The 15,955-nt window shown below is 33.9% G+C and carries 15 protein-coding genes and 1 pseudogene; 7 read left to right on the top strand and 9 right to left on the bottom strand.

All coding sequences use genetic code 11. From position 1 onward, the window contains the following. Positions 1-307: 307 nt before the first annotated feature. The 3 genes from lgt to ABWU74_RS04375 form a co-directional block, all read right to left on the bottom strand. A complete protein-coding gene (gene lgt, locus ABWU74_RS04385; RefSeq protein WP_010962823.1) occupies positions 308-1,099 on the bottom strand; it encodes a prolipoprotein diacylglyceryl transferase in 792 nt (263 codons plus the stop codon). Positions 1,100-1,105: 6 nt separating this feature from the next. Further along, entirely contained in the window at positions 1,106-1,555 is a 450-nt protein-coding gene (gene smpB, locus ABWU74_RS04380) for an SsrA-binding protein SmpB (RefSeq protein ID WP_007548863.1), read from the bottom strand. 120 nt (positions 1,556-1,675) lie between these two features. Then, positions 1,676-3,571: an ankyrin repeat domain-containing protein gene (locus tag ABWU74_RS04375; protein WP_353289227.1), complete on the bottom strand. Its 1,896-nt coding sequence runs from the start codon at positions 3,569-3,571 to the stop codon at positions 1,676-1,678. 196 nt (positions 3,572-3,767) lie between these two features. Between ABWU74_RS04375 and ABWU74_RS04370 the strand changes: the two genes are divergently transcribed. Further along, positions 3,768-4,298 (top strand): Na+/H+ antiporter subunit E, encoded by a 531-nt coding sequence (locus tag ABWU74_RS04370; RefSeq protein ID WP_010962821.1) that lies wholly within the window; start codon positions 3,768-3,770, stop codon positions 4,296-4,298. On the opposite strand, the gene ABWU74_RS04365 is transcribed toward ABWU74_RS04370, so the two are convergent. Next, a complete protein-coding gene (locus ABWU74_RS04365; protein WP_010082489.1) occupies positions 4,291-4,707 on the bottom strand; it encodes a hypothetical protein in 417 nt (138 codons plus the stop codon). The two genes, ABWU74_RS04370 and ABWU74_RS04365, sit on opposite strands and share 8 nt — an antisense overlap. A 304-nt stretch (positions 4,708-5,011) precedes the next feature. On the opposite strand from ABWU74_RS04365, the gene purN reads away from it, so the two are divergent. After that, positions 5,012-5,572: a phosphoribosylglycinamide formyltransferase gene (gene purN, locus ABWU74_RS04360; protein ID WP_010082490.1), complete on the top strand. Its 561-nt coding sequence runs from the start codon at positions 5,012-5,014 to the stop codon at positions 5,570-5,572. A gap of 9 nt (positions 5,573-5,581) precedes the next feature. Here purN and ABWU74_RS04355 read toward each other — a convergent pair whose 3' ends face one another. The 4 genes and pseudogenes from ABWU74_RS04355 to ribF form a co-directional block, all read right to left on the bottom strand. Then, positions 5,582-6,901, bottom strand: coding sequence for a M16 family metallopeptidase (locus ABWU74_RS04355; protein ID WP_353289226.1), 1,320 nt, complete (start codon positions 6,899-6,901; stop codon positions 5,582-5,584). Next, a pseudogene (locus ABWU74_RS04350) lies at positions 6,888-8,227 on the bottom strand (M16 family metallopeptidase). The gene ABWU74_RS04355 and the pseudogene ABWU74_RS04350 overlap by 14 nt, the downstream one beginning before the upstream one ends. Before the next feature lie 29 nt (positions 8,228-8,256). Then, positions 8,257-8,733 carry a signal peptidase II gene (gene lspA, locus ABWU74_RS04345; protein ID WP_006279329.1) on the bottom strand — a complete coding sequence of 159 codons (477 nt, stop codon included), beginning with the start codon at positions 8,731-8,733 and terminating at the stop codon, positions 8,257-8,259. Further along, the gene (gene ribF / locus ABWU74_RS04340) at positions 8,730-9,662 is read right to left on the bottom strand and encodes a riboflavin biosynthesis protein RibF (protein WP_353289225.1); all 933 of its coding nucleotides are present in this window, start codon (positions 9,660-9,662) and stop codon (positions 8,730-8,732) included. Before ribF ends, lspA begins: the two co-directional genes overlap by 4 nt. A 68-nt stretch (positions 9,663-9,730) precedes the next feature. On the opposite strand from ribF, the gene grxC reads away from it, so the two are divergent. From grxC to ABWU74_RS04315, 5 genes are all read left to right on the top strand, one after another. After that, positions 9,731-10,069 carry a glutaredoxin 3 gene (gene grxC / locus ABWU74_RS04335; RefSeq protein ID WP_007550037.1) on the top strand — a complete coding sequence of 113 codons (339 nt, stop codon included), beginning with the start codon at positions 9,731-9,733 and terminating at the stop codon, positions 10,067-10,069. Positions 10,070-10,184: 115 nt separating this feature from the next. Next, positions 10,185-11,057 carry a hypothetical protein gene (locus ABWU74_RS04330; protein ID WP_209472654.1) on the top strand — a complete coding sequence of 291 codons (873 nt, stop codon included), beginning with the start codon at positions 10,185-10,187 and terminating at the stop codon, positions 11,055-11,057. A gap of 859 nt (positions 11,058-11,916) precedes the next feature. After that, positions 11,917-12,516, top strand: coding sequence for a peroxiredoxin (locus ABWU74_RS04325; protein ID WP_012673206.1), 600 nt, complete (start codon positions 11,917-11,919; stop codon positions 12,514-12,516). After that, a complete protein-coding gene (gene trxB, locus ABWU74_RS04320; protein ID WP_209472656.1) occupies positions 12,503-13,450 on the top strand; it encodes a thioredoxin-disulfide reductase in 948 nt (315 codons plus the stop codon). Before ABWU74_RS04325 ends, trxB begins: the two co-directional genes overlap by 14 nt. Before the next feature lie 89 nt (positions 13,451-13,539). Beyond that, positions 13,540-15,036: an ankyrin repeat domain-containing protein gene (locus ABWU74_RS04315; RefSeq protein WP_353289224.1), complete on the top strand. Its 1,497-nt coding sequence runs from the start codon at positions 13,540-13,542 to the stop codon at positions 15,034-15,036. On the opposite strand, the gene ABWU74_RS04310 is transcribed toward ABWU74_RS04315, so the two are convergent. Further along, on the bottom strand, positions 15,033-15,953 hold the full coding sequence (locus ABWU74_RS04310; protein WP_341820363.1) for a tyrosine recombinase XerC: 921 nt from the start codon (positions 15,951-15,953) through the stop codon (positions 15,033-15,035). The genes ABWU74_RS04315 and ABWU74_RS04310 overlap by 4 nt on opposite strands. Positions 15,954-15,955: the final 2 nt, after the last annotated feature.

The following is a 15,955-nucleotide window of genomic DNA, read 5'->3' as shown; positions in this document are numbered from 1 at the left end:
TGTTATTTATATTAATAAATTTAATTCTATTGAAAATAGCTAAAGCATTGAAATTCTTGAATTTTAGCCAGATTAGTGAGTGGTAGTGAAATTTCTTTTACTCAAATTTAGGTATTCACTGACCGTTCTTGTTATAAATACCAGAATAATAAGCTACTGATATTCTCCACCTTTTTTATCTTTAATCCATCATAGCTAGCGATGCAACAAAGCCCACCGATTCATTCTACTGCAACGCAGAAAATTCGTACAATTGTGCATAATGTGGGGCTTCTGGCTACATTTTTCTATTGAACTCACCTTTTCTCTATGTGACAGATTTCGTATTAAATTTTAAATTTAATGCGCCTAGATATACAAGCATTCCTAGCAAAACCATAGGTATAGAAAGCAACTGCCCCATAGTTAAATCAAGCCACAAATAGCCAATTTGATAGTCTGGTTCGCGAAAAAACTCAACGAAAAAACGTGCTATTCCATACCACATAACTGCAATACCAGTTAACGCACCGTGATACAGTCTTATTCTAGTTAAGAAAAACAGTGAATTTGCAACTGCAAAAAGTAGCAGTCCTTCAAAAAGTGCCTCATAAAGCTGGCTTGGATGATGCAGCAAATTATCACCACTCTCTGGAAATACCATACCCCATGGCATAGTTGTAACTCTGCCAAATAACTCTCCGTTTATAAAATTGCCTATGCGACCTAAAAATAAACCTATGGGAACTCCGCAAGAAACTAGGTCCAGTGCATAAAATGTAGGGATATTATGTCTTTTACACGAAATTATTACTGCAAGCAAAACTCCTATAGCACCACCATGAAATGACATCCCTCCTTCCCAGGTCTTCAATATCTCAATAGGGTTGCTTATATAAAGAACTGGATCATATATCAATACGTAGCCAAGTCTACCTCCAAGGATAATACCTACAATAGTGGCTGTTAATAACGAATCGTAAAAATTCTTAGTAAATATTTTTTGGTCATCTAGCTTATGTAAATACCAATATGCAAACACTATACCCAAAACGTAGGCTAAGGAATACCAATATATAGAAACAGGACCGATGCTGAAAATTACTGGATTTAAAGACATATTTTGCTATAAATTATTCTTAGACAATCTACTTTTTTCACGATCCCACTCTCTCTGTTTTATGGTTGCTCTCTTATCGTAGAGTTTTTTTCCTTTTACAATGGCAATTTTAGTTTTTGCAAATCCTTTATCGTTAAAATAGACCGAAAGCGGCACAACAGTTATCCCAGCAGTCTTGATTTGACCAATTAGTTTATTTATCTCCTTTTTATGCAAGAGTAATTTACGTTCCCTTTTTGGTTTATGATTTTTTCGGTTCGCAGCTTTATATTCTGCAATATGCATATTGTGCAGCCATACTTCGCTATTCTTTTCAACAACGTAGGCGTCGGAAATATTTACTTTTCTTTCTCTTAGCGATTTAACTTCACTGCTTAATAAGACCATACCCGCTTCAAATTCTTCTAAGATGAAATATTCAAACCTTGCTTTCCTATTTTCTGCAATAACTTCCATATCTAAAGATATCTTTAAGCTTCAATATATTACAGAGTTTTTGACTTAATTCATAATAAAACAGTTATCCCAATAAATATAAGGTGCCAGGCTAGTCTGATAGCAACAGGATAACAAAAATCAAGTAAGTGTTTTTTCTGTCTCTCTAGGCACAAGTTCCTTTACTTCTTTCATTTCAGTTTTAGGCTTTGACATTATATATTGACCAGCACCAACTATGAGCGCAGATCCTGCAGCTAGCCCAATTATTGCTGGTACAGATAGGGCAGTAGCAAATGCAAGTGCAACACCAACTATCACTGCAGTTACAAAACACACAACAACACCTTTTACAATTGCATTTTTTGCAGACTGTTCTTTTTCTTTCATAATTGCATTTTTTCCAATTTGTTTTTCTTCCTTTTTCTCTGGAAGCTGCATTACATCTTTATTTTCAGTAAGATCCTTTGGCGTTTTTTTATTCTCATTTTTTAACGTTTGCTTTTTTTCCGCTTCCTCTAAAAGCTGAATTATACCTTGATCTTTAGTGAGGTCTCTTGGCGTTTTTCCATCAACATCTTTTAATGAAGGGTCTGCTCCAGCTTCTAGCAGAACTTTTACTATACCTTCGTGGCCATTTTTAGCAGCAAGATGTAAAGGAGTACGTCTATCACCATTTTTTGCCTTAACCTTTGCTCCTTTTGCGATTAGAGTTTTTACTATATCTTCGTGGACATTTTCAGCAGCAAGATGCAAAGGAGTCCATCTATCAGCATCCTTTATATTAACATCTGCTTTCTCAACTAGAATTTTTACTACCTCTATGTGGTTATTTTCAGCAGCAAGATGTAAAGCAGTACATCTATCATCATTTTCTGCATTAACCTTTGCTCCTTTTTTGATTAGAATGTCTACTACATCTTTATGGCCCTCTCTGGCTGCAAGATGTAAAGGAGTCTCGTCCACAATACCTTCTGCATTAACATCTGCTTTCTCAACTAGAATTTTTACTACCTCTATGTGGTTATTTTCAGCAGCAAGATGTAAAGGAGTACATCCATCATCATCTTTTGCATTAACATTTGCTCCTTTTGCAATGAGAATTTTTACTACATCTTCGCAGCCCTCTCTGGCAGCAAGATGTAAAGGAGTACATCCATCATCATCTTTTGCATTAACGTTTACTCCTTTATTTAATAGGTTTTTCACCTCCTCCTCATTATTATGTTTAACAGCTGAATGCAAAGCTTTGATGTTCTCTTGTGCCTTTAATAGAGCTCCTTTTACCACTTCATGGCCTTTTTGAAAAGCAAATGTTAAAGGAGTCCATTTATAATGATCTTTCGCATTAACATCTGCTCCTTTTTCAATTAGAGTTTCTACTATATCTTCGCGGCCATTTGCAGCAGCAAGATGTAAAGGAGTCCACCCATCACTATTTTTTGCATCAACGTTGATTCCTTCTGCTTTTGATAGAACTTGTACTATCTCTTTGTGGCCATTTGTAATAGCAAGATGTAAAGGAGCCCATCCTTTATCATTTTCTGCATTAACATTTGCTCCTTTTCCAATTAGAGTGTTTACTACATTTTCGTGGTTCTTTTCAACAGCAAAATGTAAAGAAGTCCATCCATCACCATTTTTTGCATCAACAATTGCTCCTTTTCCAGTTAGAATGGTTACTACATCTTCGTGGCCATAGTGAGCAGCAATATGTAAAGGAGTAATTTTATTATCATGTTCTGCATTAATATCTGCCCCGTTTTCAATCAGAGCTTTTGCTACATTTGCACAGTTCCAATAAGAAGCAAGATGTAACAATTTGACTTCCTTAGAATTTTGACCACGAGATATAGTAAATATGTAATTTATGCCAGATCCACTATCGTTGTCAGGTTTACTCTTTTCCCACTCTTGACATAAATCTGGATCTTCTTCTTGTAACTTAGCTTTTATTTTTTCAACTATATTGTCCTTGCTCAAATCTGAAAGGTCATTTATTTTTTTTAATATTTCCATAAATTTGTCATATTTCATAACTTCCTCACTTCCTCACTTCCTCACTTCCTCACTTCCTCACTTCCTCACTTCCTCACTTCCTCACTTCCTCACTTCCTCACTTCCTCACTTAAAATACATAACTTAGTTGTTATATCTTTTAACATAGAAGTCAAGAACCTAAATATTCGTTATTATCTTTCCTTAAAGAGTCATTTAAGTTATATTACAGACTATGAAAAACCTCAACTTTAGGAAGGAAATCAAGTTTTTTTCTCTGTCATTTATAATTTTATTTGTTCTATGGACTGTATTGTCTGGTTATTTTGAGCCGTTTTTTATTTTTTGTGGAGTGTTTTCCTCTATATTCACATCGTTTATCTTTAGAAGGTTGATAAACGCTGAAAGAGCTCTTAGCCAGATTTTAAATAGTACGAGTAGACTGTCGTTTTATAAGTTAGTAAGTTATATACCATGGTTAATGTACCAAATCATTTTATCAAGTGTTTATGTAACAAAAAAGGTGCTACAACTCAAATCTAAGCTTGAGCCAATCATTATTCTAAGAAAATGCAAAGGGCATAATGATGAAAGCATTGCGTTATTTGCCAATTCAGTCACAATCACTCCCGGAACTTTAACTATCAATGTTGAAAGTAAGCAGAAAACATATTTCTCTACCATGTATTTGATAGATAAAGATCTTGAAAGCGGCATTTCTGAAATAGAAAATAAAATCTTAAAAATACTACGTTCAGTTAAGTAATTGCTTTAAATAAGTTAACAGCATCCTTATATTCCCTTACAAGACTTTCAAGCATTTCTTTTGGAAGGCTATTGTTAACAATAGAACATAAATAATTATACAAATCTTCTAACCTTAATACGTTATTTCTCTTCTTGCTGTTGAATTTATACGGAAAAATACCTTCCATAACTTCAATAGTAGTAGCCTTGTTTAAAAATACATTTTCACTTGTCACGCTTATTCTTGCTAAAACAGTGTTAATTTCAGGTTCGTCACTCGTATAAAAATCTGATAGCTGAGTTATTCTAATAACGTACAAAGTTACTATTTTTGACAAGCAATTATCAGCATATTCACAATTTTTTATTACCTCCCACTGAGTAACCTGAGATTTACCTATTTTTGCATTGTTCGGTAATTTACTCATTGAACTTTCTCCATTTAATCCAGTGTAATAAATTATACTAATACTTTGTTAAATAAATAATAACGCGATTACAAAAATATATACTTATAGTAGTATATTATACAAAAATAGCACAATATCTAAGCATTAAAGCTAGTTTTAGCTGGGTACATGGGGCTATTCGTTATTTTGTGTTGTCCAGTGAGGTCCAAAATTAGAGGTCCGCTTATATAAAGAGTTTAGTCTGCCTTCTTTGCTATAAAATAAGTTTTCCTTTTGAGCTGTTTTGTTAGTATTAACTAAATTCTAAACTAACTGTGCTATAATGAAAAAGATAAAACTCGGAATACTAATTTCAGGTAGGGGGTCGAATATGCAGGCCTTAATAGAAGCATGTCAAGATCAGAATTTTTCCGCAGAAGTTGCATGTGTTATCACAAATAATAGCGAAGCTGCTGGTCTGAAAATAGCAGAGCAAGCAGGAATCTCAGCGTTTATTGTTAAAGATAAACCGCTTGATGCTGGTAAAATTCACGAAATACTTGTTCAACATAAGGTTGATTTAATTTGCCTTGCAGGGTTTATGAGAATTCTCAAAGCTGATTTTCTGAGTAAATGGCATAACAAGGTGATAAATATTCATCCCTCTTTACTTCCGTCTTTTAAAGGCCTAAACGCTCAAGAGCAAGCTCTAAAAGCAGGTGTAAAAATTACAGGTTGTACTGTACATTATGTCACTCCTGAAGTTGATGCTGGAGCCATAATTGCTCAAGTTGTTGTACCAGTGTTACCAGCTGATGATATTCAAAGCCTCTCAGAACGCATTCTAGCTGAGGAGCATAAGTGTTATGTAGAAGCAGTAAGGTCAATAGCAGAAGATATATGACTGTAATAATTATTGACCTTGAGCGTTTTTTCCAACTTCAACAAAAAATAAATTTTCAGGTTCCAGTAAAGAACTTGCCAGTTCGTTTACTTCCTCTAATTTAACATCATTAATGATATTCGCATAATTATTTATACGGTTAACATCACGATCATTTATCTGCATATTATCTAGCAGCGTTGCTGTATTTGTGTTATTGGACAGGAAAAGGACAAGATTATTTACCAAGCCAATTTTTGCATCCTTGAACAATTGTTCGTCAATTCCTTGCTTTTTTATTCTGCTAAATGTATCTTTTACTGCTGATATAGCTTTGCCAGCAGTAGAACTATCAGTACTTATAAATCCAGATATAATATTTCCATGTTTATTGGAAATAATACTTGCATAAACACCATAAGTAATACCCAAGTTTTGCCTCAGTTCTGTCATTAATATTGAATTCAGCCTCATGCCACCAAGTGCATCAATTAAGACACCAGCGTTATAATAATTAGGATCTTCATAAGCTATACCTTTTTGAGCAAAAAGTATCACACTCTGTGGTATATCCATAAAAATATTCTTACTTTCTGCAGAACCAAAATTATTTTTTACAGGTATTTTTCTAACTTTTGATCTTTTTGACGGCAATTTAGATAAATATTTATCTAATAGCGTAATAATTTCTTCTTTTTTTGTACAACCAGCAACACTGATAACTATGTTATCTTTAGCAAAATTACGCTTTATGTATGTTAAAACATCGTCTCTAGTAATGCTCATTATAGTATCAAGAGTACCGTACACACTTTTTGAGTAAGGATGTTTTTTAAACAATAACGTATCTAATTCTTTTCCAGCAACAAAATAAGGATTTTTTTCAAGATTATTAAAATCAACTTTGGCTTTCTCGAAAACTCTATTCAACCCTTCAGGGTCAACTTTAGGACGCATTATAGTATCGCTCAGTAATGAAATTGCTTCCTCTAGATTGTCAGACAAAGTATTTAATGAAACCCTAAATGCTTCTAAATCAGCAATAAAATTTAAATTAATCCCTTTATCTTCAAGCTTTTTCGCAAAATCTTTGGCATCATTTTTTCCTGCCCCTTCTTGGATTACAAGAGAAGTAAACCAAGCAAGCCCCTGTTTTTCCTTATTCTCATACACATAACCTGCATCCTTGAACGATATATTTAGTGAAACTTTTGGCAAATCATGATTTTCTACAAATAAAAACTTAAATCCTTTACGGGTAGTGACCTCCTCTATATTTAGGTTACCACTTGCTTGTAAATTAAAGCCTAGACAGAAAAAAAATAGAAATATAATTTTACTTATTCTCATTATTATCTCCTTTTGGTAATAAACGACCAATTAACTTATTAGCAGAAAAAATAGCACGGATTTTATTATTTACATCCTCTAGATTGACATCATTAATCTTGCTATATGAAATATCTATTTCATCAAGTGGAATACCAAGTGCAAGGTGTGGCACATAGAACATCGCTATATGAGTTAAGTCAGATAGATTATCAAACTGTGCTGCCTTATACCTATATTTGAGCTTTGTAATTCCTCGCTCGTCACCCCTTTAGATACGAAGCCATTAATGGTATTATCTAACTCTCTTTCAACAATATCTAAATTAGCGCCACTTTTTGGAATTATCATAATATCAATGTAGCCATCACTAAAAGCTAGGCTATTATAATAAGCAAACACTGATACTGCCACATCTTTATCTAAAACCAAATCTTTATACAGTTTGCTGGATTTGCCGCCACCTAAAATGTCAACCGCTAAATGAGCAGCGGAAGCTTCGTTTATATGCTCAAATAAGGGTACACGATAACGAAAATATAAAACTGGTTCTTTTACTTCAGTGCTTTCTAAGGTCACCGATAGACCTGCGTTATGTACTGGGTCCTGATTAGGGTAATGCCTAATTATAGGCTTAGCTTTAATTTCGCCATACTTTTCTTCTGCTAATTTCACTACTTCATCAAGTTCCACATCACCCACAATCAGTAATATTGCATTGCCGGGGTGATAATAGTTATCATGAAACCTCGTTATGTCATCCTGATTGTAAGTTTTGATATCGCTCTCCCAGCCAATAACAGATCTACCATAGCCAGTACGATAAAATGCACTATCCATTTCTTCCCATAACAAGTTATGAGGTTGGTTATCAAATCTCATTTTTCTTTCTTCCAGTACAATGTTTTTTTCTCTATCTATTTTGTCTTGAGTAACATTAAAGTTTCCCATTCTATCTGCTTCAACTTCCATTGCCAGTGGTAAATCTTTTTTGGGGACCAACTCATAATAACAGGTATATTCTTTAGTGGTAAACGCGTTAAATTGAGCCCCAATGCTACTCATAGTGGCTTCTATATCTGTGAACTTTCCTGTAGTTTCAAACATTAAATGTTCAAAGTAGTGAGCCAATCCTGCTTTGCCGATTGGATCATCCATTCCCCCAACTTTGTATATTACTGCATGTAAAACGGCTGGAATCCGATGATTAGAAACAACATAAACATCTAGTCCGTTATTGAGTTTAGTATATTTTATGTTGTGCTCTATGTTTAAAGCATTCGAAGAAATTGGGTAAGTAAAAAAAAGTACAGGTAGTATAAGAAAACTAAAAAACTTATGAAGCATTATTTCGACCTAATATAAAAACAATTATTTTATTCCTCATTTTGTTTAGAAATAAGCATATCGTATATATACCACTTATATAACAATGTAAACATTCCACAAACTATAGATAAATCTGCTAAATTAAAGGCTGGCCAATACCAATCATCAATATGAAAATATATGAAATCATATACAGCTCCCCAATAGATCCTATCAACTACGTTTCCGATTGCTCCACCAATCATCAGAGAAAAACCAAGGTAAGTTGACTGATCGTCAGACTTGTATATCAAATATGCAAGTATACCAATTATTAGTATTGAAAATGCTGAAAAAAAGAAACCGCCATGTGGTAAAGCGCTACACATTCCAAAACTAATACCTGAATTCCAAACTTCAACTAGTTTTATAAAACTAGCGATCTCAATTGATTCTCCTTCATCAATCAATGAGTTTATGTACAATTTGCTCGTTTGGTCAATCAATACTATAATTAATATAACAACTAAGCATAACTTTTTCATAAATTTGCCTTTAACCTATAAACTTTAAGTATATCATAATTTATCTGTTTTGTTAACTCCTCAATACTATGGAATTTTTTTTCTGACCTTATGAATTTTAAAAGTTGTATATTGACTTTATGACTATATACGTCTTCATCAAAATCGAATATGTGCATTTCTATTATAGGCTTTTTCAGATCCTTAAAAGTAGGTCTCATACCAATATTGACTACTCCATATAACCAATTTGGATTACTATCAGGAAAAGTCACTCTAGCGTAATATGTGCCAAACTTAGGTTTTATCATGCAATCTTCTATAGGAATATTTATGGTTGGAAATCCTATTTCTCTACCTCTACATGCACCTTTTGTCACAACACCAGAAACTTGATAAGGCCTGCCGAGCAATTTATTAGCAATTTCTATTTCGCCCCTTTGTACATACTCCCTTATTGAAGAAGAAGAGCAAATTTTGCCGTCAATTGTTAATGGCTCTAATTTAGTCAAAGAGTATCCATATATTTCAGAATATTTCTCTAGAGTTAATATATTACCCAATCGTTTATGACCAAAAGTGCAATTTTCTCCGACAATTATGTGTTTAGCGCCATATTTATCTATTAAAATCTCACTGATAAAGTCATCGCAGCTAACCTCAGAAAAACCTCTATTAAAATTAATAATATATAAGTAATCTATACCATAGCTGCTGATTAGTTCCTTTTTTTGTTCTTGGTCTATTAACCTAAAATTGTTTCTACCAAATAAAACAGTTGATGGGTGAGGCTCAAAAGTTAAAACTGCAGAGGGTAATCCTCTTTCTTGTACTACCTTCTTTAGAGTAGAAATTGCAAACTCGTGTCCTAAATGAATGCCATCGAAATTTCCGAAGGTTAGTGCTATATTATTTTCTATTCCTTGCTCACAATTATAAATAATTTTCATACAATTTGATGTTTTTACATGTTTCTTATATATAATAACTATATTTTAGTAAGCTACGGAGATAAATTGTGAAAAATGTTGTGATATATGTAAAGAAGGGCTGTCCATACTGCATAAGGGCAAAGGATTTACTAGATAAAAAAGGTGTGAAGTATGAAGAAATTGATGTGCTCAAAAACTCAGATCTATTTAACGACATAAAATCAAAGTATAACGTTAGAACAGTTCCACAGATTTTTATCAACGATAAGCACATTGGGGGGTGTGACAAATTGATGGATCTTGAAAAAGAAGGAAAGTTGGATGATATGCTAAATAATAATGACAATCACACTGATGTCACAACCTACACAAACAGCAATGATGAATGTGGAGAGTGTGTTATACCACATGATGATTTTATGTAACTTTTTATCTTGTTTTGTCGTGTAATACGTAAATGAAAACTAGTATGCTCACTTTAAACAATTCTTAATGAATTAAAAATACAATTCATTAAGTGAGTTTTTTTAGTGGGAAAAAATGACAAAAAATATTTCAATTATTAGCAGAAACTTAATTAGTATCGAATTAGTTAACAAACAAGATTTAGAGAATTTCATCAAGATTTTCACAGTGCTTGATAAACATATAGCAGCTAAAACACTTTTTACAGAAGAAGTGAAAATAGAGTACAAGCAGCACAACGGCAAAGAAGTTGTTGAATTGCTAAAAGATACAGGCTTTACATATCATGATATTGAAAATGTATTGAATCACCTGAGTAAACACGGAATGGAAGTGCCCAGCAGCATCATAGCACATACCCTTTTTTCTGCATGCAATCACGCACTTGAATCTAAGGATGTAGCATTTTCCTTTTCTGAAGGATTTCCACAATTTAACATCAGAGTAAATAAGAACACCTTCATAATAACTCCTATGAGTGAAGAGAATTTGGAATTGAATTCACAAAATAGCAGAACGCTTATAGAGTCACTAAAGAGCGAAAAAAGTATTTATGATTGTATAGCAGAAGAAAATACCATTAAAGTTATAGTGCATTCTGAAATGCATCAAGCTATAAATTTGATTATAAAATCACTGATAAAGTCTCGCCTTTTAGCAAAAGAGGAAGAAGGAAAATTCAAAGAGAAATTGAGACAACTTGCTTTTAAGGATCAAGCTTTTGTTGAGTATTCTAGCATCAGAACCATCAATAGGTATCCACATAATCATCCTCTGAGGAAGCATGAAAGTGTTACTAAGGATATAGAAAATATTTTATGTGATTTCATAACAAATGAGAACAGCGAGTTTGCTATAGAGCGACTAAATAGGCTGAGCTCAGCAGTTTCTCCGGATACTCCAAGAATCATCACTAAAACTATAGATAAACTTGTTAAGTTTCACTAAGGTATACGAGAGCCAATAGACTTCTTATATTACCTTCTGTCATCCAAGTAGCTTGGCTACTTGGTTCTTTTTTTTGGGTTCCAGCTATGTACATAGCTGTATGAACATTGTAGCCGTTATTCAAGTAGCCCGCAGAAGCGAAAAACTTACTTGACAAACTCCGCCAACTCCCTTATCATGAAACTGAAGCTATTTATTTATCTTCTCTGTACAGATTAAATGACAAAAAAACTCAACGTATCTGGCGTCTCATGTTTAATTTTTTGCACTATGTGCACCTTATGTCTTTATAAAATTTCTAGGTTTTTACCTAATATAAGCTGAAATGCGCTTATAAAGCATTTAAAACATAAAAAAACGCCAACTTAAAAAATGGATAGTGAATAACTAGCTACCCTAGGGTTTCTTTTGCCTTTTTTTCTGTTTAGTAAATTTCTTAATGTTTATAATTTAGATTAGTTGCGGCTTAAAAGCAACTGAATCGCGGTTATTAAACGTTTAGAATAAAAAAACGCCATACTTGAAAGTATAATGTAAGTAATTAGCCAACCACGGGGCTTCTTTTGCCTTTTTTTTCGCTTAGTAAATTTCTTAACGTTTGTAGCTAAACAACAACCGTCATCCCACTACTTGTTAGCGGGATCTAGAGATACCGCGAATGAATCGCGGTATGACGGTTCGCGGTGGCATGACGTAGAATTTTATACTCACCAACTCAGTATTCCAACCTGGATTGTATCTTATCGGTAAAAAAGAAGAGCTATTTTAGGAAGTTTTTATAGGACTAAAACCAAAGAAAACTTGCATATAAGTTTATCAAGATGTAAAATTAAAGTTATTTTAAAAGAATAGGTTAATTATGAATCTTGTAACAAAATCTGCTATCGATTTTACTGCTTCATCTGTTCTCTCTGACGGAGAAATTGTTGATGATTTCTGTCTGAGTAAGCGCATAAAAAATAAGTATGCTGTCCTTTTTTTCTATCCACTTGATTTTACTTTTGTTTGCCCAACTGAATTGATATCGCTCAATAATAGAATAAATGAGTTTGCAAAGCGTGGTGTTGAAGTGATAGGAATAAGTGTAGATTCAAAATTTTCACATTATAAATGGCGAAACACTCCAGTTAATGATGGTGGTATTGGAGAGATTAGCTACACTTTAGTGTCTGATATCAAAAAGTCTATATCAAGAGACTATGGGGTCTTATATGATGACTCAATTGCGCTGAGAGCAACTTTCGTTATTGATGATAAATTTATTGTACGTCATCAATCGATAAATGATTTGCCTTTAGGGCGTAATATCGATGAATTCGTTAGAATCGTTGATGCAATTAAACATAATGAAGAGCATGGTGAGGTGTGTCCAGCAGGGTGGAAAAAAGGTAAGCCAGCAATGCAGGCAAGCGATGAAGGAGTAGCTGATTATCTAAACTCATATAGTGAAGAATTATAAGTTTAGTACAAAAGTTCTTATTATTGGATCCGGGGCAGCGGGTTATGCTGCTGCTATATATGCAGCACGTGCAAACTTAGAGCCAATTGTAGTAACGGGAATGCAGCCTGGTGGTCAGCTTACAATTACTACAGATGTTGAAAATTATCCTGGTTTTGTTTCAGTACAGGGTCCAGAACTAATGGAGCAAATGAGGTTGCATGCAGAAAAGGTTGGAGCAAAAATAATAGATGATGAGATAAAAAGCGTTGAACAACTTGAGGACTTTAATGAGTATAGATTTAGATCTTCTGGTAATATCAATGACTACTATTCAGATGCAATTATCATTGCATCTGGTGCGCAAGCGAAGTGGCTTGGTTTAGAAAGTGAAAAGAAATTTCAGGGTTATGGGGTTTCAGCTTGTGCGACTTGCGATGGTGCATTTTTTAGGAATAAAGTTGTAGCTGTGATTGGTGGTGGAAACACTGCTGTTGAAGAAGCAATATTTTTAACTCGATTTGCCAAAGAAGTGATATTAATACACAGGCGTGATAAATTAAGAGCGGAAAAAGTAATGCAAGGTAGGCTCTTTAAAAATGATAAAATAAAAGTAATGTGGAACCATACCGTAGAGCAGATTCTTGGAGAAGAAAATCCAAAAAGGGTTGCTGGTATTGCGATTAAATCAGCAGAGATCGATAAAACCCAAGAATTAAAAGTGGATGGAGTGTTCATTGCAATCGGGCATGCACCAAATACGGGTATTTTTAAAGGCTTTGTTGAAATGGATGAGCAGGGTTACATCATTACAAAACCTGGAACAACTTTAACTAGTAGGGCAGGAGTGTTTGCTGCAGGTGATGTTCAAGATAAGGTATATCGTCAAGCAGTAGTTGCAGCAGGAACAGGATGCATGGCTGCGCTTGATGCAGAAAAGTTTTTGGAGTCGTAGTTAATTCTAGGATTTTAGATAAATTGCTTGCAATTTTCCTTTTCTTTTACATAATTATATTAGTAAATCATTAATAAAGAGGGTTTAGTATGCCTTATAGAAACGGTGTAGCATATTATGGAGCTTATGGAGGTGGTGATAACACGGCATCGCAAGCTCGAAATCCGACAACTTCAAGACAGCTAAGTGAATCAACAAAACAGCTATTTAAGGCTATTGATGATGGAAACCTAGAAGATTTTAAAGAAGCTCTGGCAGAGGGTGCGGATGTTAATGCGTTTGATAAAGAAGGCATGACACCTTTGATGTCCATAGTTACTAATTTGTCTGCAGGCTCTGAAACAGAAAAAGAATATCAGAATATGATTGGGTTGCTCCTACTGCACCGGAGCATAGATGTTAATATTTCTGAACAAAATAATAACAATACAGTTTTGCATCTAGCAATGTGCTTTCAACAAAAGAAAACTTTACAACTCTTACTAAGTCATCCAAACATAAACACTTATCTAACCAATAAAAACCATCAAAATCCTGAGGGATGTGCTAGACAAAATCGTGCTGGGCATTTGATAATAGAAATACAAAAAGCACAGAAAGGAAAAGAATTATTAGCTGCTCTTTCTAGCGGAAATATTTGCCAAGCGAAAACACTATTGAATCAAGAGCTTCATCCTAATTGCTGGAGAAGAATCCAAGATGGAAGAATAAAAACACCACTTAGCTTAATTATTCGATTATGTTTACGAACGATAACAGAAGATGAAAAAGAAGTATTGACAAAACTTTTAAAACATAAAGACCTAGATTTTAGTTACGAGCAGTATGCACAATTAAAGCAAACAATTGAACAAGCTATTCAGAGCCGATTAACTGATACTATTAATAGAAAAGATTTAGATGATGTGAAAAAATTAGTAGAAGATAATTGTTTTATAAATCGTGCAGTTGTTACTGCTGCATTGGGGGGTGTTGATAATCCAGTTAACTCTATTAAAGATTATTTAAATGAAAAATTTCCTGCAAATACGAATAATATACCAGAAGATTTTGAGAAGTTTTTACAAGGGCTTGAAAGAACAAAAGCTCAACTTGTAGAGAAAGAGCAAGAGCTAACGAATAAAACTGGCAAAATTTCACAATTAGAAAAAGATTTAGTACAAGTAAGGCAGGAAAAATCGGCTCAACAAAGTGAATTGATTGAATTTAAAAGAATTGTGTGTGGAAGAGCAAGCGACACTGTCGAAATTTCACGATTAAAAAGAGATTTGGAACAAGTAAGGGAAGAAAGAGATAGGCTTTCATCAGAAAATAGACTGCTCCGTAGTAATAAAAACGAAAAATCCTCGCAAGCAATTTCTTCTGGTAGAAAACTAAGCAACTACGCTTCTGCATGTTTTATATTGCTCGGAGTATATACTGTTGTTGCATGTTTAGTAATAGAAGATTATCCAGGGATAATAAGTGCTTTCTTTACAGCAGTTGCACTGGCTTTTTTTTTATTAGGATGTTGTAGTTTATATAAAGCAAACACAATACTTAGTGATGTTGAAAGCACTCAGCTTGGTGGTTTAGAACGAAGTTAAAGTTTTGATTTCTTCTCCAGGCCCTGCTGAAAATTTTTGTACATGTTAAAAACATCTTGATAATTGAGGTGAGTGTAAATTTGAGTAGTTTCCAGGCTTGAGTGACCAAGCAGTTGTTGTATTGATCTTATGTCAATATCTTCCTGAAGCAAATGAGTAGCAAAACTATGGCGAAATGCATGTGGAGATAAAATTTCTGGTAAATTTAACATTCTCCTTATTTTTTGCAAACGATTGGCCACATAAGTTCTTCCCAATTTTTTTCCTCTTACTCCCACAAAAAGATGTTGTGCTTCATCAAGGTAAGGACAGGCTTTTACATATTCTTGTATACATTTTTTTACTACTGGGAGAATGAATACCTGCCTTTGTTTATCTCCCTTACCTGTTACTATTAAACTTTCATTGTTAATATCACTAACCCTAAGGTTCAACGCTTCACTGATTCTTAAGCCTGTACTATATAGCAGGACGATAATCGCAATTTCTCTTTTTACCACCCAAGATTCGCCCAGATCGGATAGTTTCATTTCTTCCAATAAAGTTTTTATATCAGGTATTGATAATGCTTTGGGCAAAGTTCTTCTCTGAATTGGCCTTGATAAGGAAAATACAGCTTCATTGTCTATATTGTGGTTATTTTTTATGTACTTGAAGAAATTTCTGATTACTGAGAGTGCTCGAGTGTTGGATCTTGCGTTTACACCTCTTGCGTAACGAGAGGTAAGCCAACTTCTTAACTCAGGTACGCTCAATTTTTCCAAAGTGCCGACATTTACTTCTCCACCAATGTGAGTATTTAGGAAACTTATAAGATCCTTCAAGTCCCTCATGTATGACTCTAAAGTGTTTGGTGAATAAGATCTGTTGCACCTCAGCCACTCATACCATTTTTCAATGATTGAACCGAGGTCCACAA

Source organism: Wolbachia endosymbiont (group A) of Paraperithous gnathaulax (assembly GCF_964028485.1).
Lineage (GTDB): Bacteria > Pseudomonadota > Alphaproteobacteria > Rickettsiales > Anaplasmataceae > Wolbachia > Wolbachia pipientis.
Note: the sequence above shows the minus strand (reverse complement) of the source record. Positions and strands in the feature narration are given on the sequence as shown.